21 protein-coding genes and 1 pseudogene (1 of these 22 running past the window's edge) are annotated in these 19,947 nt (G+C 68.9%); 9 read left to right on the forward strand and 13 right to left on the reverse strand.

From position 1 onward, the window contains the following. A protein-coding gene (rplM, locus tag AACG61_RS12375; RefSeq protein WP_411837424.1) for a 50S ribosomal protein L13 crosses the window boundary here: on the reverse strand, positions 1–84 show its 5' end (the start). The gene continues 381 nt to the left of window position 1, outside the view; the window shows 84 of its 465 coding nt (coding positions 1–84); its start codon is at positions 82–84; its stop codon lies off the left edge, out of view. Positions 85–214: 130 nt separating this feature from the next. After that, on the reverse strand, positions 215–658 hold the full coding sequence (locus tag AACG61_RS12380; protein ID WP_411837425.1) for a PaaI family thioesterase: 444 nt from the start codon (positions 656–658) through the stop codon (positions 215–217). A gap of 72 nt (positions 659–730) precedes the next feature. Between AACG61_RS12380 and AACG61_RS12385 the strand changes: the two genes are divergently transcribed. Next, positions 731–1,516: an enoyl-CoA hydratase gene (locus AACG61_RS12385; RefSeq protein WP_411837426.1), complete on the forward strand. Its 786-nt coding sequence runs from the start codon at positions 731–733 to the stop codon at positions 1,514–1,516. On the opposite strand, the gene murD is transcribed toward AACG61_RS12385, so the two are convergent. The 10 genes and pseudogenes from murD to AACG61_RS12435 all read right to left on the reverse strand — a co-directional run bounded on the left by murD (position 1,513) and on the right by AACG61_RS12435 (position 12,270). Continuing rightward, the gene (gene murD / locus AACG61_RS12390; RefSeq protein ID WP_411837427.1) at positions 1,513–2,910 is read right to left on the reverse strand and encodes a UDP-N-acetylmuramoyl-L-alanine--D-glutamate ligase; all 1,398 of its coding nucleotides are present in this window, start codon (positions 2,908–2,910) and stop codon (positions 1,513–1,515) included. The two genes, AACG61_RS12385 and murD, sit on opposite strands and share 4 nt — an antisense overlap. A gap of 30 nt (positions 2,911–2,940) precedes the next feature. Beyond that, positions 2,941–4,023 (reverse strand): phospho-N-acetylmuramoyl-pentapeptide-transferase, encoded by a 1,083-nt coding sequence (gene mraY / locus AACG61_RS12395; protein ID WP_411837428.1) that lies wholly within the window; start codon positions 4,021–4,023, stop codon positions 2,941–2,943. A 4-nt stretch (positions 4,024–4,027) separates the two neighbouring features. Beyond that, on the reverse strand, positions 4,028–5,398 hold the full coding sequence (locus AACG61_RS12400; RefSeq protein WP_411837429.1) for a UDP-N-acetylmuramoyl-tripeptide--D-alanyl-D-alanine ligase: 1,371 nt from the start codon (positions 5,396–5,398) through the stop codon (positions 4,028–4,030). Then, positions 5,395–6,894 carry a UDP-N-acetylmuramoyl-L-alanyl-D-glutamate--2,6-diaminopimelate ligase gene (locus tag AACG61_RS12405; protein ID WP_411837430.1) on the reverse strand — a complete coding sequence of 500 codons (1,500 nt, stop codon included), beginning with the start codon at positions 6,892–6,894 and terminating at the stop codon, positions 5,395–5,397. Before AACG61_RS12405 ends, AACG61_RS12400 begins: the two co-directional genes overlap by 4 nt. After that, positions 6,891–8,720, reverse strand: a complete 1,830-nt coding sequence (locus tag AACG61_RS12410) for a peptidoglycan D,D-transpeptidase FtsI family protein (protein WP_411837431.1) — start codon at positions 8,718–8,720, stop codon at positions 6,891–6,893. Before AACG61_RS12410 ends, AACG61_RS12405 begins: the two co-directional genes overlap by 4 nt. Beyond that, a complete protein-coding gene (locus AACG61_RS12415) occupies positions 8,717–9,073 on the reverse strand; it encodes a cell division protein FtsL (protein ID WP_411837432.1) in 357 nt (118 codons plus the stop codon). Before AACG61_RS12415 ends, AACG61_RS12410 begins: the two co-directional genes overlap by 4 nt. Further along, positions 9,073–10,035 carry a 16S rRNA (cytosine(1402)-N(4))-methyltransferase RsmH gene (gene rsmH / locus AACG61_RS12420; RefSeq protein WP_411837433.1) on the reverse strand — a complete coding sequence of 321 codons (963 nt, stop codon included), beginning with the start codon at positions 10,033–10,035 and terminating at the stop codon, positions 9,073–9,075. Before rsmH ends, AACG61_RS12415 begins: the two co-directional genes overlap by 1 nt. 3 nt (positions 10,036–10,038) lie before the next feature. Further along, positions 10,039–10,497: a division/cell wall cluster transcriptional repressor MraZ gene (locus tag AACG61_RS12425; RefSeq protein WP_411839551.1), complete on the reverse strand. Its 459-nt coding sequence runs from the start codon at positions 10,495–10,497 to the stop codon at positions 10,039–10,041. Then, positions 10,498–10,695, reverse strand: a pseudogene (locus AACG61_RS12430) (hypothetical protein); the annotation flags it as partial. Between the two features lie 483 nt (positions 10,696–11,178). Further along, the gene (locus tag AACG61_RS12435) at positions 11,179–12,270 is read right to left on the reverse strand and encodes a P-loop NTPase (RefSeq protein ID WP_411837434.1); all 1,092 of its coding nucleotides are present in this window, start codon (positions 12,268–12,270) and stop codon (positions 11,179–11,181) included. Between the two features lie 338 nt (positions 12,271–12,608). On the opposite strand from AACG61_RS12435, the gene AACG61_RS12440 reads away from it, so the two are divergent. From AACG61_RS12440 to AACG61_RS12475, 8 genes are all read left to right on the forward strand, one after another. Then, complete coding sequence (locus AACG61_RS12440; protein ID WP_411837435.1) at positions 12,609–12,836, forward strand: DUF1127 domain-containing protein; 228 nt, start codon at positions 12,609–12,611, stop codon at positions 12,834–12,836. A 601-nt stretch (positions 12,837–13,437) separates the two neighbouring features. Continuing rightward, on the forward strand, positions 13,438–13,653 hold the full coding sequence (locus AACG61_RS12445; RefSeq protein WP_411837436.1) for a DUF2945 domain-containing protein: 216 nt from the start codon (positions 13,438–13,440) through the stop codon (positions 13,651–13,653). A gap of 49 nt (positions 13,654–13,702) precedes the next feature. Further along, the gene (gene rlmJ, locus AACG61_RS12450) at positions 13,703–14,485 is read left to right on the forward strand and encodes a 23S rRNA (adenine(2030)-N(6))-methyltransferase RlmJ (RefSeq protein WP_411837437.1); all 783 of its coding nucleotides are present in this window, start codon (positions 13,703–13,705) and stop codon (positions 14,483–14,485) included. Positions 14,486–14,545: 60 nt separating this feature from the next. Then, positions 14,546–14,839 (forward strand): FtsB family cell division protein, encoded by a 294-nt coding sequence (locus AACG61_RS12455; RefSeq protein WP_411837438.1) that lies wholly within the window; start codon positions 14,546–14,548, stop codon positions 14,837–14,839. 81 nt (positions 14,840–14,920) lie between these two features. Continuing rightward, positions 14,921–15,955 carry a pyruvate dehydrogenase (acetyl-transferring) E1 component subunit alpha gene (gene pdhA, locus AACG61_RS12460; protein ID WP_411837439.1) on the forward strand — a complete coding sequence of 345 codons (1,035 nt, stop codon included), beginning with the start codon at positions 14,921–14,923 and terminating at the stop codon, positions 15,953–15,955. Positions 15,956–15,970: 15 nt separating this feature from the next. Continuing rightward, positions 15,971–17,353 carry a pyruvate dehydrogenase complex E1 component subunit beta gene (locus tag AACG61_RS12465; RefSeq protein ID WP_411837440.1) on the forward strand — a complete coding sequence of 461 codons (1,383 nt, stop codon included), beginning with the start codon at positions 15,971–15,973 and terminating at the stop codon, positions 17,351–17,353. Positions 17,354–17,365: 12 nt separating this feature from the next. Further along, positions 17,366–18,703, forward strand: coding sequence for a pyruvate dehydrogenase complex dihydrolipoamide acetyltransferase (locus tag AACG61_RS12470; RefSeq protein ID WP_411837441.1), 1,338 nt, complete (start codon positions 17,366–17,368; stop codon positions 18,701–18,703). Between the two features lie 157 nt (positions 18,704–18,860). Further along, positions 18,861–19,100 (forward strand): hypothetical protein, encoded by a 240-nt coding sequence (locus tag AACG61_RS12475; protein WP_411837442.1) that lies wholly within the window; start codon positions 18,861–18,863, stop codon positions 19,098–19,100. Between the two features lie 48 nt (positions 19,101–19,148). Here AACG61_RS12475 and AACG61_RS12480 read toward each other — a convergent pair whose 3' ends face one another. Then, complete coding sequence (locus tag AACG61_RS12480; protein WP_411837443.1) at positions 19,149–19,919, reverse strand: division plane positioning ATPase MipZ; 771 nt, start codon at positions 19,917–19,919, stop codon at positions 19,149–19,151. Between the last annotated feature and the right edge of the window lie 28 nt (positions 19,920–19,947).

Below are 19,947 nucleotides of genomic sequence, written 5' to 3' on the forward strand. Positions count from 1 at the left end.
GAGGCGGCCCAGAACGACGCCCTCGGCGTCGATCAGGATCCACTTCTTCTCGATCTCCGCCGGTTTCGCGGTATAGGTTTTCATCTGTCGTCCCTTCAGGGTCGTGTGCATTCGAGATGGGGGTGTATCGAAGATTGCCCCGCCTGCGTCAAGACCCGGGCGCACAGATTAACCGCGCCAAATCAATACCTTGAAAGATAGGTATCAAAATACCTCAGCTTAGGCCGCTGATCTGGCCTGCATTCGGCGGAATCGAATAGGTCATCGAACAGCGCGCCACCGGCTGATCCTGCCCCTCCGAGCGGATCAGCGCATCCGCCACCGCCAGCACCCGGCCCAGCTTCAGCAGCCGGCAATCGGCCAGCAGATCGACCCCCGCCGCAGGCTTGCGCATGAAGTCGATCGAGGCGTTCGTCGTCACCGCCAGCGCCACCGGCCCGATCCGCGACAGGATCGCGCAATAGATCGCCAGATCGGCCAGCGCGAACATCGACGGGCCGCTGACCGTCCCGCCCGGACGCAGGTGATCCTCGGACACGATCAGCCGGGCGGTCAGCAGCCCCTCCTCGGCATGCTCGACGCGGTAGCCGGTCGCGACCTGCGGAAACTCGCGCGCCAGGAACGCGTTCAGCGCGCCTGCATCCATCATCAACGCCATGCTCTCTCCCTTGGGCCTTTACCGTCCGGGCCCGCGGCGCCTAGGCTTTCCGCAAATGCGGAGGAGATCAAGGTGGACCAGCCGGTGACGCGACGCGACAGGGGGGCGGTGGCCTGCCTGACGCTGTCCAGCCCCACGACCTACAATGCCCTGTCGGAGACCATGATCGACGCGCTGGCCGCGACGCTGCGCCAGGTGGGCGACGATCCCGCGATCCGGGTCGTGGTGCTGGCGGCGGAGGGAAAGGCCTTCTCGGCCGGGCACGACCTGCGCGCGCTGCAGGCCATGCAGCGCGACGGCGACCGGGGACAGGAGCGGATGCGCGATCTCTTCGACCGCTGTGCGGCGCTGATGCAGATGATCCCTGCCCTGCCCCAGCCGGTCATCGCGCAGGTGCAGGGCGTGGCCACGGCGGCGGGATGCCAGCTGGTGGCGTCCTGCGACCTGGCCGTGGCGGCCGACAATGTGCGCTTCGGCGTGAACGGCGTGGCGGTCGGCCTGTTCTGCACCACGCCGATGGTCGCGCTGACCCGCGTCGTCCCGCCGAAAGCGGCGTTCGAGATGCTGACCACCGGCGACTTCATCCCCGCGGCGCGCGCGGCCGAACTGGGCCTGATCAACCATGTCGTCCCCGCCGAGGCACTGGAGGCGCGCGTCATGGCCATGGCCGACAGCATCGCGGCCAAGCCCGCCGCGGTGATCCGCATGGGCAAGGCGGCGTTTCACGCGCAGCGCGGCCTGCCCCTGCCCCAGGCCTATCCCGCCGCAGGCGAGGTCATGTGCCGCAACCTGGCCCTGCCGGAAACCGCCGAGGGCATCGCCGCCTTCCTGGAGAAGCGCGCCCCCGACTGGCCCTAGGCCAGCGCGCGGACCAGCCGGAGGAAATCCTCGCCGCGCTTCTCGAAGTTGGGATACTGGTCGAAGCTGGCCGCGGCCGGGGCCAGCAGCACGGTGTCGCCCGGCTCGGCCTCGGCGCTGGCGCGGGCCACGGCCTGCTCCATGGTCTCGCAGATCTCGTGCGGGGTCTGGCCGATCTCCAGCGCAAAGTCGCGGGCCGAATGGCCGATCAGATAGGCCTTGGCCACCGCGCCCAGATGCGGCTGCAGCGCCGCGATGCCGCCCTCCTTGCCCAGGCCCCCGGCGATCCAGCGGATGCGGGGAAAGGCCTGCAGCGCCTTGGCGGCGGCATCGACATTGGTGGCCTTGCTGTCGTTGACATAGCGGACGCCGCCGATCTCGGCCACGGTCTGGCTGCGATGCGGCAGGCCCGCGAAGCTGTGCAGCGCCGCCTCGATCTCGCGCGGGGCAAGTCCCAGTGCCCGGCAGGCCGCATAGGCCGCGCAGGCGTTCTGGTGGTTGTGCGCGCCGGGCAGGCCCTGGATCGCACGCAGGTCGATCGACGCCGCCTGCCGACCCTTGCGGTATTCCGACAGGAACCCCTTGCGGGCAAAGACCGACCAGGCCGCGCCGTCCAGCTTCTGCCCGGACGACACGCGGATCACCCGGTCGTCGGCGGGTCCCATCGACAGCTGTCCCGCCAGATAGCGCCCCTCGATCTCGTCCACGCCGATCACGGCGCGGTCGGGACCGCCCTCGGCGAACAGACGACGCTTGGCCGCGAAATAGCCGCCATGGCCGGAATGGCGGTCCAGATGGTCGGGCGACAGGTTGGTGAAGACGGCCACATCCGGGGTCAGCGCGCGCGCGAGGTCGGTCTGATAGCTGGACAGCTCCAGCACCACGACCTCTCCGTCCTGCGCGGGGTCCAGCGACAGCACGCCCCGCCCGATATTGCCGCCCATCTGCACCGGGCGTCCGCATTCTGACAGGATATGGTGGATCAGCGCCGTCGTGGTCGATTTCCCGTTAGACCCGGTCACCGCCACGACGCGGGGCGCCCGGTCGAAGCCGTCCCAATCCTCGGACGCATAGCTGCGGAAGAACAGGCCGATGTCGTTGTCCACCGGCACGCCCAGCTCCAGCGCCATCGCGATGACCGGATGGGGCCGCGGATAGAGATGCGGAATGCCGGGGCTGACGATCAGCGCCCGCACCCCGGCCCAATTCGCTTCGCGCGTCAGGTCCAGAAGCGTCAGGCCCGCGGCCTCCGCGCTGGCGCGCGTGTCGACGCCGTCGTCCCAGGCGACGACCGTCGCACCCCCCGCGGCCAAAGCCGCCGCCGTCGCGGTGCCCGACCGCCCCAGGCCAAGCACGGCGATCGTCTGGTTCTCAACGCCCTGGACGGGGATCATGGCAGGCTCCTTGCGACAGCGATGGGTGGGTCAGCGCAGCTTCAGCGTCGCCAGACCGATCAGCGCCAGGATCAGCGCGATGATCCAGAAGCGGATGACGATCTGCGCCTCGCCCCAGCCCTTCTTCTCGAAATGGTGGTGGATGGGGGCCATCAGGAAGACCCGCTTGCCGGTGCGCTTGAAATAGAGGACCTGGATGATGACCGACAGCGCCTCGACCACGAAGAGGCCGCCGACGATGGCCAGGACGATCTCGTGCTTGGTGACGACAGCGATGGCGCCCAGCGCGCCGCCCAAGGCCAGCGAGCCGGTATCGCCCATGAAGACCGCGGCCGGGGGCGCGTTGTACCACAGGAAGCCCAGCCCGCCGCCGATCAGGGCGGAGACGAAGATCAGGATCTCTCCGGTGCCCGGCACATGGTGCACGCCCAGATATTCGGTGAAGTCCACCCGGCCCACCGTATAGGCGATGATGCCCAGCGTTCCCGCCGCGATCATCACCGGCATGATGGCCAGCCCGTCCAGGCCGTCGGTCAGGTTCACCGCATTGGCCGAACCCACGATCACGATCATCGCGAAGGGCACGAACAGCAGGCCCAGATTGACCAACGTATCCTTGAAGATCGGCAAAGCCAGCTGGTTCGTCAGCGCCTCGGGGTGCAGCAGCGACGCCGCCAGCCCCGCCAGGGCCGCGATGGCCAGTCCCAGCAGCATCCGGGTGCGGGAACTGACGCCCTTGGTGTTCTGCTTGGTGACCTTGGCATAGTCGTCGGCGAAGCCGATCGCGGCAAAGCCCGCCGTGACCAGCAGCACGATCCAGACATAGCCGTTGTCCAGCCGCGCCCACAGAAGCGTGGAGAAGAGCAGCGCCGACAGGATCAAGAGCCCGCCCATGGTGGGCGTCCCGGCCTTGGCCAGATGGCTCTGCGGGCCGTCGTCGCGGATGGGCTGGCCCTTCTTCTGGACGCGGCGCAGATAGTTGATCAGCGGCCGCCCGAAGATGAAGCCGAAGAACAGCGCCGTGAAGAACGCGGCCCCCGCCCGGAAGGTGATGTAGCGGAACAGGTTGAAGAAGTCCCCGCCCTCGGACAGGTTGCTGAGCCAGTAGAGCATGGCGTTATCCTTTGTCTTGGGCGGCGCGGGCGCGCAGGGCGCCGACGACCGCCGAAATCCGCGAGGATTTCGATCCTTTCACCAGGACGATATCGCCCGCGCGGATCAGGTCGGGGGCCTGGGCGGCCAGCTCGGCCGCCGTCTCGGCCCAGACGCCGCGCCGCCCCTGGGGCAGCGCGGCGAACAGGTGGCGCATGCGCGGGCCCGCGCAATGGACCAGATCGACCGCGGCCATGGCCGGGTCGTCGGCCACGGCGCGGTGCATCGCGGCCTCATCGGCGCCCAGCTCCAGCATGTCGCCCAAGATTGCCACGCGCCGTCCGCCCTCCAGACCCGCCAGCGTCGCAAGCCCTGCGGCCAGCGACGCGGGGTTCGCGTTGAAGGCGTCGTCGATCAGCCGGATGTCGCCCAGATCCTCGACCGCGCCGCGCCCCTCCGGGGGGCGCCAGTCGGACAGATGCGCCGCCGCCTGCGCCAGGTCGGCCCCCGCCGCCGCCAGCGCGGCCAGCACGCCGACCGCGTTCATCGCGAAATGCCGCCCCGTGGTGGGCAGGGTGAAGGCCAGCGTGTCGCCCATGATGCGCGCATGACAGGACAGCGCGCCACCCTGCGGCACGATGCGCAGCGGTCGCGCCATGCCGTGTTCGCCAAATCCCACTACGACAGCGCCGGCCCGGTCCGCGCAGTCGCGCAGGATCTGGGTCACGGGCAGATCCTCGGGCAGGATCGCGTGGCCCACGGGCTGCAACCCCTCGAAGATCGCGCCCTTCTCCCGGGCAATGCCCTCGATCGCGCCGAAGGCCTCCAGATGGGCGGCGGCCACGGTGGTGATCAGCGCCACATGCGGACGCGCCATGCGCGACAGGGGCGCGATCTCTCCCGGATGGTTCATGCCGATCTCGATGATCGCGAAATCGGTCGCGGCGGGCATGCGCGCGAGCGTCAGCGGCACGCCCCAATGGTTGTTGTAGCTGGCCTCGGCCGCGTGGATGACGCCCTGCCCCGCCAGCGCGGTCCGCGCCATCTCCTTGGTCGAGGTCTTGCCGACCGAGCCGGTGATGGCGATGACCCGGCCCGCCATGCGCGCCCGTCCCGCCCGGCCCATATCCTCCAAGCCGCGCAGCACGTCCGGCACCACCAGCAGCGGCGCGTCCGGCGCCACGCCCTCGGGGATGCGGCTGACCAGCGCGGCGGCCGCCCCCTTGGCCAGGGCCTGCGCGACGAAATCATGCCCATCGCGTTCGGCCTGCAAGGCCACGAACAGATCGCCGGGGGCGATGGTGCGCGTGTCGATGGACACGCCCGTCGCGGTCCATGCGGTTGTCACCCGCCCGCCGGTGGCGGCGGCGGCATCGTCGGAGGTCCAGAGGCTCATATCCGCCCGTCCAGTGCCGCGACCGCGACCGAGGCCTGTTCGGCATCGTCGAAGGGATAGACGTCCTGCCCCACGATCTGGCCGGTCTCATGGCCCTTGCCGCAGATCAGCAGCGCGTCGCCCGGCTGCAGCGCATCGACGCCGCGCAGGATCGCCTCGGCCCGGTCGGCGACCTCGGTCGCGTCGGGACCGGCGCCGCCAATGACGGCGGCGCGGATCAGGGCCGGGTCCTCGGTCCGGGGGTTGTCGTCGGTCACGATCACCACGTCGGCATGATCGCGCGCGGCCTCGCCCATCAGCGGGCGCTTGCCCCGGTCGCGGTCGCCGCCCGCGCCGATGATGCAGACGATGCGCCCCATCACATGCGGGCGCAGCGATTGCAGCGCGGCGACCACGGCGCCCGGCTTATGCGCGTAATCGACGAAGACCGCCGCGCCATTGTCGCGCTGCGCGACCAGCTGCATCCGGCCCCGCACGGTGGTCAGCTGCGGCAGCACGCGCAGGATGTCCTCGGCGCTGTCGCCCGCGGCCAGGCACAGGCCCATCGCGGCCAGCACGTTCTCGGCCTGGAACCCGCCGATCAGCGGCAGCCGCACCAGATGCGCCTGCCCCATCACCGAAAACCGCAGATCCTGCCCCGTCGCGTCGTACCGCTGGCCCAGGATGCGCAGCATCGCGTTGTCGCCCGTGCCGATGGTGGTCAGCGCCAGGCCGCGATCGGTGGCGATCTCGGCCATCTGGCGGCCGCGCTGGCTGTCGATGTTGATGACGGCAGCCGCACCATCCTCCAGCACGCGGTTGAACAGCAGCGCCTTGGCCGCGAAGTATTCGTCGAAGCCCGCGTGGTAATCCAGGTGGTCCTGGCTGAAATTGGTGAAGGCCCCGGCCTCGACCCGCACCCCGTCCAGGCGGCGCTGGTCCAGACCGTGGCTGGAGGCCTCCATCGCGGCATGGGTGACGCCCGCGGCGACCGCCTCGGCCAGGACGCGGTGCAGGGTCAGGGGATCGGGGGTGGTGTGGGCAAGCTTCGCCTGGTGATCGCCCTCGACCCCCATGGTCCCGAGGCTGATCGCCTTGTGGCCCAAGGCCTGCCAGATCTGGCGGGTGAAGCTGGCCACGCTGGTCTTGCCGCTGGTGCCGGTGACGGCCACGACATGGTCGGGCTGATCGGCGAACCACAGCGATGCGGCGCCCGCGAAGGCGGCGCGCGGGTCCTCGGCCACGATCAGCGCGCCGTTCCATCCTGCCAGCGCCTCGGCGCCGATCTCGGCGCCCTGACGGTCGGTCAGCACGGCGGCGGCCTGCATGCGCAGCGCGTACTGGATGAATTCGCCGCCATGGACCGCCGATCCCGGCAGGGCCGCGAACAGATGGCCCGGCTTGACTGTTCGGCTGTCGATGGACAGCCCGGTGATGTGCGGGTCACGCCCACCGGGGGCGCGCAGCCCCAGCTGCGACAGCGTCACGTCGTCCTTGTCCACAGTCCCACCCATCATTGATTTGCGACGAGCCTTACCGCAGCCTCCGCGCCGGGTTCAACACGCGGTTCGAACCGCGCGGTGATCGTCGGCAGGTTTTCGTCGGTGACCGGCTCCAGCCCCAGCAGCGGGGCCACGCGGCGGATCAGTTCGGCCGAGACGGGGACGACCGTGTGGCCGGCGGTGCGCACCTGGGTGCCGTTGATCGTGGTCGAGGGCTCGTCCAGCGCGACGATCAACACGTATTTCGGGTCGCTGGCCGGGAACGTCGAGGCGAAGGTCGCGATGACCTTGTTTTCGTAATACCCGCCGGCGGCGCGGGGCTTGTCGGCGGTGCCGGTCTTGCCCGCGACCTCATAGCCCGGAACCTCCGCCTGGCGGGCGGTGCCGCGGGTCACCACCTGGCGCAGCATGTCCACCGCCATGGCCGCGGCGCGCGGCGACATGATCTGCTCGCCCTCGGGGCGCTGGCGGCCATGGACCAGCGTCGGCGTCACGCGCTTGCCGCCGTTGGCGATGGTCGCATAGGCGACGGCCAGGTGCAGGGGGCTGGCGGCCAGGCCGTGCCCGAAGCTGACCGTGGCTGCGGTCACCGCGGGCCAGCGCGTCGGCACCAGCGGCTGGCCGGTGGGCGCCTCGACCATCTCGATGGGGGTCGGCACGAACAGGCCCAGCTTCTCCAGGAACTCGCGCTGGCGGTCCGGGCCGATCATCTGCGCGATGCGCACCGTCGCCACGTTCGACGACTTGACGATGACGTCGGTCACGCTCAGCTCGCGGCCGTAATTGTGGAAGTCGTTGATCAGGAAGCGCCCGATGCGCATGGGCGCCTGCGCGTTGATGCCGCTGGAGGGGTTGATCAGCCCCAGATCCAGCGCCTGCGCGACGGGAAAGATCTTGAAGGTCGAGCCCAGCTCGTACTGACCCTGCACCGCGCGGTTGAACAGCGGGCTGTCCGAGGGCTCTCCGGTCAGCAGCGGGCGGGGACGGTCGTTGGGGTCGAAATCGGGCAGGCTGGCCATGGCCAGGATCTCGCCGGTCGAGACCTCCATCAGGATGCCGGTGGCGCCCTTGGCGTTCATCAGCGTCATCCCCGAGGCCAGCACGTCCTCCATCGCCTGCTGCAGGGTCAGGTCGATGGACAGGGCCAGGGGCGCGCCCTCGTTGCCGGGGTCGCGCAGCCACGCGTCGAAGGCCTTCTCGACGCCCGCGACGCCGATCACCTCGGCGCTGGCCACGCCCTCGTTGCCGAAGCCCGAGCCGCCCAGGATGTGGCTGGCCAGATCGGCATTGGGATAGATGCGCATCTCGCGCGGGCCGAACAGCAGGCCCGGCTCGCCCAGGTCGTGGACGGCCTGCATCTGCTCGGGGCTGATCTTGCGCTTGATCCACATGAACTTGCGGTCGCCGGTGAAGTCGCGGGTCAGGCGCTCCTGGTCCAGGTCGGGAAAGATCCGCGCCAAACCCTCGGCCGCGCGGACCGGGTCGATCATCTGATGGGGATGGGCATAGACCGAATGGGTCAGCAGGTTCGTGGCCAGCACCCGGCCCCGGCGGTCGGTGATGTCCGCGCGCTGCGAGATGATCTGCGCCGACAGGACCTGGCCGCGCGGCTCGGAGGGCTCGCTGGAGGCCAGCGTGCCCATGCGCACCGCCACCGTGCCGAAGGCCAGCAGGAAGCAGCCCGCCATGACGATCAGCCGCTTCTCGGCGCGGCGCCGGGCGCGGTCCTGGATCTCCTCGTGGCGGCGGCGGCGGTTCTCGGCCTCGATGTCGTCGGGATTGTCGCCGCGTTCGCGGGCGCGCAGGATGCGGGCCAGGGGGCGCAGAGGGGTGCGGATCATGGCTGGGACTCCTCGGCAGGGTCGGTGTCGGGCAACAGGTCCGACATCATGTCGGGCGGGGCCGGCGGCTTGGGATAGTCGATCTGGTCCAGATCCATCAGCTGACCCGATTCGACCGGCACCAGCTGCAGACGCTCGAAGTTCAGGTCGACCAGCTGACGCAGCCGGTCGGGCCGGTTCAGGAAGGCCCATTCCGCGCGCAGCACGCCCAGCTCCTCGCGCAGGCCGGCGATCTCGCGCTGGACCTGGGACATCTGGCCGATGGCGGCCTGTGTGGCGTAATTCTCACGATAGGCCCAGAAGGCCATGCCCATGACCGCCAGCACGCAGCCCAGATAGGCCAGCGACCGCATCAGCCACCTCCCGGCAGGGCGGGCATCGCCAGGGACGCCGCATCGACCGATCCGGCCGCCGCATCGGTGCGCAGCCCGACCCGCAGCAGCGCGGACCGCGCGCGCGGGTTCAGGTCCAGCTCATCCGGGTCCGGCCCGATGGCGCGGCGGAAGGGCAGCGTGAAGGCGGGCGAGACCGTCTTTGTCACCGGCGCATAGCGGTTGCCGCCGCCACCGGCATCGGAACGCGCCTGCAGGAAGCGCTTGACGATGCGGTCCTCCAGCGAATGGAAGCTGACCACGGCCAGCTGGCCGCCCGGGCGCAGCGCGCGTTCCGCCGCCGAGAGGCCCGCGACCAGCTGGCCGAACTCGTCGTTCACCCAGATGCGGATCGCCTGGAAGCTGCGGGTGGCGGGGTGGCTCTGGCCGGGCTTCGGGCGCGGCAGGCATGAGGCCACGATCTGCGCCAGCTCCGCCGTGCGGCTCAGCGGTCGGGCCGCGACGATCGCGCGCGCGATGCGCCGCGCCGCGCGCTCCTCGCCATAGTGATAGAGGACGTCGGCGATCTGCGCCTCGGTCGCGCCGTTCAGCAGATCGGCCGCCGAGGGGATGTCGCCGCCCATCCGCATGTCCAGCGGCCCGTCGCGCATGAACGAGAACCCGCGATCGGCCTGGTCCAGCTGCATCGAACTGACGCCCAGGTCCAGCACCACCCCGTCCACCGGCCCCCCGGCCAGCCGGTCCATGTCCGAGAACGTCCCCTCGACAAGCCGCAGCCGCTCGCCATAGGCGCCGCGCCACCCTTCGGCCATGGCGAAGACCGACGGATCGCGGTCGATGCCGATGACCTGATCCGCCCCGGCCTCCAGCAGGCCGCGCGCATAGCCGCCGGCACCGAAGGTGCCGTCGATCCAGGTGCCGCGCACCGGGGCCACGGCCCGCAGCAGCGGCGCCAGAAGGACGGGAATATGCGGATCGGCCATCGCTCAGCCTCCGGTCTGCTGGTCGAGGAAGGCGCGCGGATCGAATTCGGGGCCCTTGCTGGCGGCGAAATCCTCCAGCGCCTGCACATCCTTGGGGCGCGACTCCGGGTGATAGACCTGGATGTAGTCGCCGCGCGATTCAAAGACCGTCTCGGTGCCCTCGCCGAAGCCCAGCTTGTCGCGCAGCTTCGCGGGCAGGACCAGGCGGCCCTCGCGGTCGATCTCGAGATCGGTGGACTGGCCGTTCATCAGCAGCTCCAGCCAGCGCCGTTCCTGGCTGCCGCGGGTCAGGCGGTCGATCTGCTCGTCGATCTCCTCGATCGCCTCGATGGTGTAGAGTTCGATCCAGTTCCACCAGTCGGGGCCATAGACGGCCACCAGCTGCGTGCGTCCGGTGTTGGCGCCTGCAAAGGACGGGTCCCCGGCATCGAAGACGCGCCGCAGGCGGGCGGGGATCGACATCCGACCCTTGCCATCCACCTTGACGGTTTCGGTGCCTCTGAACTTTCGCGCCACCTTGCGCCCGCCCTCACTGTCCGCTCTTTCGGGTCGTCCGAAAGAGAAAGGGCGGATCGGGCCGCTGCCACTGCCCGATCCGCCGCCCTCGTTCCCGATTACCCGGGCCCCTTTGCGGGGTGGTTGCCGGCCCGCCCGCGCCACCTGGGGGAGGTGCTGCTCGCGCTAGGGGGCCGACTATGTTGGAAAACGGTTGCCTGTATGAACTCTGCTTCGCCTGTCAGGGGTCTTGGCGCCCCATTCCTGCCCGTTTTCGTGATCCGGTTGTGACATGGGATTTTACGGGAAGCAACGGTATTCTTGGGCCACCAGCCGTTATCCGCCGCAGCGATCGGCTGCCCGCGAATCAACCGAAACAGGCGCTGCGGCGCGAACCCTGCCATTTATGGTAGCGTTGCCAGAAAGGCACACCATATCTAGAAGATGCGGCGGCGCGGCAGTTTCCCGGCCAGTGGGGCGAATTCACCACAGTTCACGGCTGTGCAAGCCGAAACTCCGCGCCGCCGGATGAATCATGATCCCCATTCTCACGGGCGGTCACGAAATCGCGACCGCCCGTCCCGTGCTTTCCCAAGCGTCCCGTGATTTCCCGGGATCGGCCGCCCGCGCGGGCCGCGACCAGCCGTTTCAGGCGATGCCGCCCTGCACCAGACGGTCGGCCAGACGCGCATAGGCCTGGGCCACGGCACCGTCGCCCAAGGCGACAGGCCGCCCCGAATCACCGGCCAGCCGGACCTCCAGCTCCAGCGGCAGCGCGCCGAGGAAGGGCAGGTTCAGCGCCTCGGCCTCGGCGGCGACGCCGCCATGGCCGAACAGATGCGCCTCGTGCCCGCAGTTCGGGCAGACATAGGTGGACATGTTCTCGACCAGGCCGAGGACGGGGGTCTTCAGCTTGCCGAACATGTCGATCGCCCGGCGCGCATCCAGCAGCGCCACGTCCTGCGGGGTCGAGACGATGATCGCGCCGGTGACGGGCGCCTTCTGGCACAGGCTCAGCTGCACGTCGCCGGTGCCGGGCGGCAGGTCGATCAGCAGCACGTCCAGTTCGCCCCAGTTCACCTGCTGCAGCAGCTGCTGCAGCGCGCCCATCAGCATCGGGCCGCGCCAGACCAGCGCCTCGCCCTCCTTCAGCATCAGGCCGATCGACATGACGGTCACGCCATGCGCGTGCATCGGGTCGATCCGCTGTCCGTCCGGGCTGGCGGGACGGCCCGACACGCCCATCATCCGCGGCTGCGACGGGCCATAGATGTCGGCATCCAGCAGACCCACCTTGCGCCCCGCCCGCGCCAGCGCCACCGCCAGGTTGGAGGTGACCGTGGACTTGCCCACGCCCCCCTTGCCCGACCCCACGGCGATGATGTGGCGCACGCCGGGGATCGCCTGCGGCCCGGCCTGGGGCGTCGGATGACCGCCGATCTTCAGCGACGGCGCCGCGCCCTGCCCCGAGACCGCCTTGGGCGGCGCGGCATTGGCGGGGGCGGTCATCACGATCTGGACCTTGCCCACGCCGGGCAGACGCTCCAGCCGGGCACGGGCCTCGGCCTCGACCGGCGCCATTGCGCGGGCGGTGGCGGCGTTCTCGACCTCCAGGACGAATCGCACCGTCTCTCCGTCGATGGTCAGGGCCCGCACCAAGTCCGCCTGACCCAGGCTGCCCCCCTGCGGAAGCGCAATGTCGGAAATGGCCGAGAGGATCGTGTCGCGGGTGACGGGCATGTGAGGGACCTGTGTCTTGTGTGTCCGGCAGCATGAAGCATAGAAGCGCGACCCTCAACACCCCCTGCGACAATCCGTGCCGCCCGGCGCTAACCGCTTTCAAACGCCCGCATTTTTGCCAATGCAGCGTGATCGCTAACAGATGTACTGTGTCAATTTTATGTCACTATTTCATGATGAAAGCGGACGATAGGTCAGCCTTGGCTATGCAATTGCTGCATGGCAGCATTACGAAAGCGTCGGTTGTGGATCGGGGCCGATAGCGCCATCTTCAACTCAACGAAACGCCGGGCCAATCCGGGAACGGCGCAGACGAGATGAACCGAAAGGATACGACAATGGCTGTTATCGCCCATGCCCAGAACGCCGCCGCCGCTTCCGGCCCGCGTGGCCGCCTCATGGCAGCGATCCAGCGGATGCAGGAGAACCGCGCCCGCCGCGCCGTGTACCGCCAGACCGTGCGTGAACTGAACGCGCTGACCACCCGCGATCTCGACGATCTGGGCATCAGCCGCTCGATGATCACCCGCCTGGCCCACGAAGCGGCCTGGGGTTCGAACCGCTAAGAATTCGCATTCCCGGCCCGTCCTCCTCCCTCGGGCCCGGGAACGGCGGCACCCCCTCCTCCTCCCTGGGGTGCCGCCCAAAGAATGCCGGGAACCCGATCCTCCTCCCCGGGTTTCTCAGGCAAATGCGGCGGCCCCGCTCCTCCCTCCCAAGGGGTCGCCGCACAAAGCATAGCCGCCCCATCTGCGGCAACCGAATGCGCCGGGTCCTCTCCTCCTCCCTCCCGGATCTGGCGCTGGCGGTACGGCCTCTCCTCCTCCCTGGCCCTACCGCACCCCATACGCGGCCCCTCCCTCCTCCCTGGGCCAGCGTTCAGCGGCGACCTCCCTCCTCCTCCCTGGAGGTCGCCGCGCCCTCATAGCCGCCTCGATCGCGGCACCGGATACGACGGGCTCTCCTCCTCCCTGCCCGATCGTTAGCGGTGGTGGCCTCTCCTCCTCCCTGGCCGGCACCGCGACCCATACGCGGCCCCTCCTCCTCCCTGGGCCAGCGTTCAGCGGCGGCACCCCTCCTCCTCCCTGGGTGCCGCCGCTTTTTCGTTTCAGGAACCCGACCGGCGTCATGCGGCTTGTCCCACGGGTCACACCGAAGGGGGCCGTCATGCTGCGCAAGGAAACCAAGGTCGAATGGGACTGGTCGGGAAGCACCGCTTCCGGCACGATCGCCGAGATCTTCACCAAGGATGTGGAGCGCACGATCAAGGGCAGCAAGATCAAGCGCGAGGCCAGCCCGGATCAGCCCGCCTACCTGATCGAGCAGGAGGACGGCGCCAAGGTCCTCAAGAGCAAGTCCGAGATCCGCCGCAGCGACGATTGACGCCACCCCGGACCTTTCCCCCGCGGCGCGGGCGCGCTAAGGCTGCGGGATGCTCAGCTATCAACATGCCTATCATGCCGGGAACCTGGCCGACCTGCACAAGCACGCGCTGCTGGCGGCCGCGCTGGACTATCTGACCCGCAAGGACAAGCCGCTCACCTACCTCGAGACCCATGCAGGGCGCGGCCTGTACGATCTCGACGCCCCCGAGGCGCTGAAGACCGGCGAGGCCCTGTCCGGCATCCGCCGCGCGGACGCCGAGGGCTGGCTGGGCGCGGAGCATCCGCTGATGCGCGCGCTGACGGCCATCCGGGCGCTGCGCGGACCGCTGACCTATCCGGGATCGCCGCTGATCGCGGGGCATTTCCTCCGCTTCGGCGACCGGGCGCATCTGGCGGAACTGCACCCGGCCGAACATGAGGCGCTGCGCCGCGTGGCGGGTTTCGCGACCATCCACCATCAGGACGGATTCGCGATGGCGCAGGCCGTCTGCCCGCCCGAGCCGCGGCGCGGCATGCTGCTGATCGACCCCAGCTATGAGGTCAAGGCCGACTATGCCGCGATCCCGCGCCAGATCGGGCTGATCGCGCGCAAATGGAACGTCGGCGTGATCGCGCTGTGGTATCCCATCCTGACCGATCACCGCCACATGGCCATGACCGCGCAGCTGACCAGCGACTTTCCCGACGCGCTGCTTTCGGAGGTGGCCTTCGCGCCCGCGCGTCCCGGCCATTCGATGGTCGGATCGGGGATGATCGTCGTGAACCCGCCCTGGAGCCTGTCCGAGGAGGCCGCCCGGCTGGAGGCGATGTTCCGCCAGCACGCCCTGTGACGGGGGATTCCCCCGACGGTTGCGCTGTGGCATGATCGCCCGGCCCTCAAGGATTCCGCCATGCCGCAACGCCTCTCCATCGGAGCCACCGTCTTCCTGATCCTGACCGTGCTGGCGGGGCTCTATTTCGCCTATGCCGCCGTGCAGGGGCCGTCGGGCATCCTGCGCCGCATCCAGATCCAGGCCGAGACGGTCGAGCTTCAGGCCAGCCGCGACCAGCTGCGCGCCGAGGTCGCGCGGATGCAGAACCTGACCCGCCGCCTGTCGGACGACTATCTGGACCTGGACCTTCTGGACGAACGCGCCCGCGAGGTGCTGGGCCTGCTGCGCGCGGACGAGGTGCTGCTGCGCTGAGGGGCGGCATTGCACGGTCCGCGGCGATGCGCTACGGATAGTTTAACGCTGAACTATCCGCCATCCAGGAGGACATGCCGCATGGCCAGGAAACCCAGCCCCCAGCAGGAGGCCCCTTCGAACGTCTCGAAGGACGAGTTGCTGAAATACTATCGTGACATGCTGCTGATCCGCCGATTCGAGGAAAAGGCCGGCCAGCTGTATGGCATGGGCCTGATCGGGGGCTTCTGCCACCTGTACATCGGCCAGGAGGCCGTGGTGGTCGGGCTGGAGGCCTGCGCCAAGCAGGGCGACAAGCGCATCACCAGCTATCGCGACCACGGCCACATGCTGGCCTGCGGCATGGAAGCCCGCGGCGTCATGGCCGAGCTGACCGGCCGCGAGGGCGGCTATTCCAAGGGCAAGGGCGGCAGCATGCACATGTTCAGCCGCGAAAAGCACTTCTATGGCGGGCATGGCATCGTGGCCGCGCAGGTGCCGCTTGGCGCGGGCCTGGCGTTTGCCGACAAGTATCTGGGCAATGACAACGTCACCTTCACCTATTTCGGGGACGGCGCCGCGAACCAGGGCCAGGTCTACGAGACCTACAACATGGCCGAGCTGTGGGACCTGCCGGTCGTCTTCGTGATCGAGAACAACCAGTACGCGATGGGCACCAGCGTCAAGCGCTCCACGAAATCGACCACCTTCTTCGGTCGCGGCGAGGCCTTCGGCATTCCCGGAGAGCAGGTGGACGGCATGGACGTGCTGGCCGTCAAGGCCGCCGGCGAGAAGGCCGTGGCGCATTGCCGCGCGGGCAAGGGCCCCTACATCCTGGAGGTCATGACCTATCGCTATCGCGGGCACTCGATGTCCGACCCGGCCAAGTACCGGACCCGCGAGGAGGTCCAGAAGATGCGCGACGAGCGTGACCCGATCGAGAACATCCGCGAGATGCTGCTGACCGGCAAGCACGCGACCGAGGAGGATCTCAAGGCGCTGGACAAGGAAATCAAGGACATCGTCAACGATTCCGCCGAGTTCGCGAAGGAGAGCCCCGAGCCCGCGCTCGAGGAGCTGTGGACCGACATCTATGCCGAAGACCTGCCCCAGGGCAGCGCCGAAGAACACGCCTGAGGGGGATGACATCACATGGCAACCGAAATCCTGATGCCCGCCCTGTCGCCGACCATGGAGGAAGGCACGCTTGCGAAATGGCTGAAGAAGGAAGGTGACGCGGTCAAGTCCGGCGACATCATCGCCGAGATCGAGACCGACAAGGCCACGATGGAGTTCGAGGCCGTCGACGAGGGGATCATGGGCAGGATCCTGGTGGCCGAGGGCACCCAGGGCGTGGCCGTGAACACCCCCATCGCCGTCCTGGTCGAGGAGGGCGAGGATGCCGACGCGGCCCCCGCCCCCAAGGCCGAGGCCAAGCCCGCCGAGGCCGCGCCGAAGAAGGACGAGGGCGCCCAGCCCGGCGAATCCGCCATCGAGCAGGTCGTGACCCCGCAGCCAAAGCCCCGCAGCCCCGACTGGCCCGAGGGCACCAAGATGAAGACCATGACCGTGCGGGAAGCCCTGCGCGAGGCCATGGCCGAAGAGATGGACCGCGACGAGACCGTCTTCCTGATGGGCGAGGAGGTGGGCGAATACCAGGGCGCCTACAAGATCAGCCAGGGCCTGCTGGAGAAGTTCGGCCCCCGCCGCGTCGTGGACACGCCCATCTCCGAGATCGGCTTTGCCGGCATCGGCACGGGCGCGGCCCTGGCCGGCCTGCGCCCGATCGTCGAGTTCATGACCTTCAACTTTGCCATGCAGGCGATCGACCACATCATCAACTCGGCCGCCAAGACGCTGTACATGTCGGGGGGCCAGATGGGCTGCCCGATCGTGTTCCGCGGCCCGAACGGCGCCGCCGCCCGCGTGGGCGCGCAGCACAGCCAGGACTATGCCGCCTGGTATGCGGCCATTCCGGGCCTCAAGGTCGTGATGCCCTACAGCGCGGCCGACGCTAAAGGCCTGATGAAGACCGCCATCCGCGACGCGAACCCGGTGATCTTCCTGGAGAACGAAATCCTGTACGGCCGCAGCTTCGAGGTGCCGGACCTGGAGGATTTCACCATCCCCTTCGGCAAGGCCAACACGGTGCGCTCGGGCGACGACGTGACGCTGGTCAGCTTCGGCATCGGCGTGGCCCATGCGCTGGAGGCCGCCAAGACGCTGGCCGAACAGGGCATCGAGGCCGACGTGATCGACCTGCGCACCCTGCGGCCGCTGGACTATGACGCCATCCTGTCGTCGGTCAAGCGGACCAACCGCTGCGTGACCGTCGAGGAGGGCTTCCCCGTGGGCGCCATCGGCAACCACATCTCGGCCTATCTGATGGAGAACGCGTTCGACTATCTGGACGCGCCGGTCATCTGCTGCACCGGCAAGGACGTGCCGATGCCCTATGCCGCCAACCTGGAAAAGCACGCGCTGATCACGCCCGCCGAGATCGTCGAAGCCGTGAAAAAAGTCACCTACAAGTAAGGGAGCTGCGCGATGCCCACGGAAATCCTGATGCCCGCCCTCTCCCCGACGATGGAGGAGGGCACGCTGGCCAAGTGGCTGGTCAAGGAAGGCGACACAGTCAAGTCCGGCGACGTGATCGCCGAGATCGAGACCGACAAGGCCACGATGGAGTTCGAGGCCGTCGATGAAGGCCGCATCGGCAAGATCCTGATCGCCGAGGGCACTTCGGCGGTCAAGGTCAACACCGCCATCGCCGTCCTGCTGGAGGACGGCGAGGAGGCTGGCGACATCGAGGCGCCCAAGGCCGCCGCCCCCAAGGCGGATGCCGAACCCGCCCCGGCCGAGAAGGGCTATGGCGGCCCGATCGGCGCGCCGGTCGCGGGTGACGCGAAGGCCGGTGACGCCAAGGCCGACGGGCCCAAGGGCGACCGGGTCTTCGCCTCGCCCCTGGCGCGGCGCATCGCCAAAGACAAGGGTCTGGACCTGAGCCAGATCCAGGGCAGCGGCCCGCATGGCCGCATCGTCAAGGCCGATGTCGAGAACGCGCAGCCCGGTGCCGCCAAGCCCACCGCGGCCGCAGCCGCCGCCTCGTCCGAGGCCAAGGCAGCCCCGGCCCCTGCCGCCGCCGCAGCCCCGAAGGCCCCGTCGGCCGATGCGATCCTCAAGATGTATGCCGACCGCGAGACCGAGGAGGTCGCGCTGGACGGCATGCGCCGCACCATCGCCGCCCGCCTGACCGAGGCCAAGCAGACCATCCCGCATTTCTACCTGCGCCGCTCGGCCAAGCTGGATGCGCTGATGGAGTTCCGCGCCACGCTGAACAAGCAGCTGGAGGCTCGCGGCGTCAAGCTGTCGGTCAACGACTTCATCATCAAGGCCAGCGCCCTGGCGCTGCAGCAGGTGCCGGACGCGAACGCGGTCTGGGCGGGGGATCGCATCCTCAAGCTCAAGCCGTCTGACGTGGCCGTGGCCGTGGCTATCGAGGGCGGGCTGTTCACGCCGGTGCTGAAGGACGCGCATCAGAAGACCCTGTCGGCGCTGTCGGCGCAGATGAAGGATCTGGCCGCGCGCGCCAAGTCGAAGAAGCTGGCCCCGCATGAATACCAGGGCGGCAGCTTCGCGATCAGCAACCTCGGGATGTTCGGGATCGAGAACTTCGACGCGGTCATCAACCCGCCGCATGGCGCGATCCTGGCCGTGGGTGCGGGCATCCCCACCCCCGTCGTCGAGAAGGGCGAGGTCGTGGTCCGCAACGTCATGTCGATGACGCTGTCGGTCGATCACCGCGTGATCGACGGCGCACTTGGCGCCCAGCTGCTGGACGCCATCGTGCAGCACCTGGAGAACCCGGTTGGCATGCTGGCCTGACGGGCCGATGCACGGCATTCTCCTTAAAGACATCTCGACAGGGACGGCGGCGCTAACCTAGCGTCGCCGTCGGTGCATTCGGGCGGGTCGGAACGACCATGGCATGCCTGCCTGTCACCGAAACCGCGGGCAACCGCCTTTGAAAGGGATGATTCTGATGTTGCGTATTGTTTCCGCCTGCGCGCTGTCCGCCGCGCTTCTGGCCGCCTGCTCACCCGCCAATTTCGAGAGCGAGCCGGTCGCCGTCCAGACCCCCAACGGCACCGTCACCTGTCAGCTCTACACGCGTGGCATGACCGATTGGGACCGTTCGATCAGCCGTCCCGACACCATGTCGGTCGAGGTCGCCGATTCCTTCTGCCGCCGCGAAGGCCAGCGCCTGCAGGGCGCCGCCTGACATCGGGTGCGTCCCCGGCCCGCCACGCGCGGGACGGGGCGCATCGCGTCAGAACGTGACCGCGACACCCGGCAGGCGCAGCTCTCCGATCAGGTCGCGCAACTCCTGCCGGGCGGCGATGTGGGACATGCTCATCGTCTCGGTCCCGGCATCCTTCAGGTCCAGAAGCGTCAGCCCGTTGGGAAACAGCTCGCGGAAGATCACGCGTTCCGAGAACCCCGGCGAGACGCGGAACCCGATCCGCTTGGACAGGGCCGCCAGTGCGCCGCCGACCTTGCGCTTGTTGTGCATCTGCTGGGTGCCCAGACGGTTGCGCAGCACCAGCCAGTCGATCGGCCCTGCGCCTGCCTGCGCGCGCAGCTGGCGGGCGTTCCACACCATCTCGGCATAGATCGACGGGCCCAGCACCTCGCCCTCGGGCGAGAGCCGCGCCAGAAGGTCGAAATCCACGAAGCTGTCGTTCAGCGGCGTGATCAGCGTGTCGGCCACGGTATGCGCCATCTGGCTCAGCTTCGTATGCGATCCGGGACAGTCCAGCAGGATGAAGTCGCATTGCCGCTCCAGCAGCTCCAGCGCCGGGGTCAGCGGGTCCGGCCCCTCGCCCACCTGCGCCATGACCGGCATGGGCAGATCGATCCCGCGCCGGGCGCGAAACGCCGCGCGGTTCTCCAGATACCGCCCGAAGCTGCGCTGGCGGACATCCAGATCCAGCCCCCCGACGCGATGCCCCATCCGCGCCAGGGCCGTGGCCACATGCATCGAGGTGGTGGACTTGCCCGAGCCGCCCTTCTCGTTTCCGACGACGATGATATGCGCCACTGGCCGCCTCTTGTCCTGTCCCTGGGCG

Origin of the sequence: Paracoccus sp. ME4, assembly GCF_046736325.1 — a bacterium.
GTDB lineage: Bacteria > Pseudomonadota > Alphaproteobacteria > Rhodobacterales > Rhodobacteraceae > Paracoccus.

Excerpts from the sequence above, each read along its gene's own strand:
- AACG61_RS12410 (WP_411837431.1), bottom strand. The coding sequence starts at position 8,720 with ATGATCCGCACCCCTCTGCGCCCCCTGGCCCGCATCCTGCGCGCCCGC.
- AACG61_RS12465 (WP_411837440.1), top strand. The coding sequence starts at position 15,971 with ATGGCAACCGAAATCCTGATGCCCGCCCTGTCGCCGACCATGGAGGAA.
- AACG61_RS12455 (WP_411837438.1), top strand. The coding sequence starts at position 14,546 with ATGCCGCAACGCCTCTCCATCGGAGCCACCGTCTTCCTGATCCTGACC.
- AACG61_RS12405 (WP_411837430.1), bottom strand. The coding sequence starts at position 6,894 with ATGATGGGTGGGACTGTGGACAAGGACGACGTGACGCTGTCGCAGCTG.
- AACG61_RS12475 (WP_411837442.1), top strand. The coding sequence starts at position 18,861 with ATGTTGCGTATTGTTTCCGCCTGCGCGCTGTCCGCCGCGCTTCTGGCC.
- AACG61_RS12400 (WP_411837429.1), bottom strand. The coding sequence starts at position 5,398 with ATGAGCCTCTGGACCTCCGACGATGCCGCCGCCGCCACCGGCGGGCGG.
- AACG61_RS12435 (WP_411837434.1), bottom strand. The coding sequence starts at position 12,270 with ATGCCCGTCACCCGCGACACGATCCTCTCGGCCATTTCCGACATTGCG.
- mraY (WP_411837428.1), bottom strand. The coding sequence starts at position 4,023 with ATGCTCTACTGGCTCAGCAACCTGTCCGAGGGCGGGGACTTCTTCAAC.
- AACG61_RS12440 (WP_411837435.1), top strand. The coding sequence starts at position 12,609 with ATGGCTGTTATCGCCCATGCCCAGAACGCCGCCGCCGCTTCCGGCCCG.
- AACG61_RS12445 (WP_411837436.1), top strand. The coding sequence starts at position 13,438 with ATGCTGCGCAAGGAAACCAAGGTCGAATGGGACTGGTCGGGAAGCACC.
- murD (WP_411837427.1), bottom strand. The coding sequence starts at position 2,910 with ATGATCCCCGTCCAGGGCGTTGAGAACCAGACGATCGCCGTGCTTGGC.
- rlmJ (WP_411837437.1), top strand. The coding sequence starts at position 13,703 with ATGCTCAGCTATCAACATGCCTATCATGCCGGGAACCTGGCCGACCTG.
- AACG61_RS12380 (WP_411837425.1), bottom strand. The coding sequence starts at position 658 with ATGGCGTTGATGATGGATGCAGGCGCGCTGAACGCGTTCCTGGCGCGC.
- pdhA (WP_411837439.1), top strand. The coding sequence starts at position 14,921 with ATGGCCAGGAAACCCAGCCCCCAGCAGGAGGCCCCTTCGAACGTCTCG.
- AACG61_RS12425 (WP_411839551.1), bottom strand. The coding sequence starts at position 10,497 with ATGTCGATCCCCGCCCGCCTGCGGCGCGTCTTCGATGCCGGGGACCCG.
- AACG61_RS12470 (WP_411837441.1), top strand. The coding sequence starts at position 17,366 with ATGCCCACGGAAATCCTGATGCCCGCCCTCTCCCCGACGATGGAGGAG.
- rsmH (WP_411837433.1), bottom strand. The coding sequence starts at position 10,035 with ATGGCCGATCCGCATATTCCCGTCCTTCTGGCGCCGCTGCTGCGGGCC.
- AACG61_RS12415 (WP_411837432.1), bottom strand. The coding sequence starts at position 9,073 with ATGCGGTCGCTGGCCTATCTGGGCTGCGTGCTGGCGGTCATGGGCATG.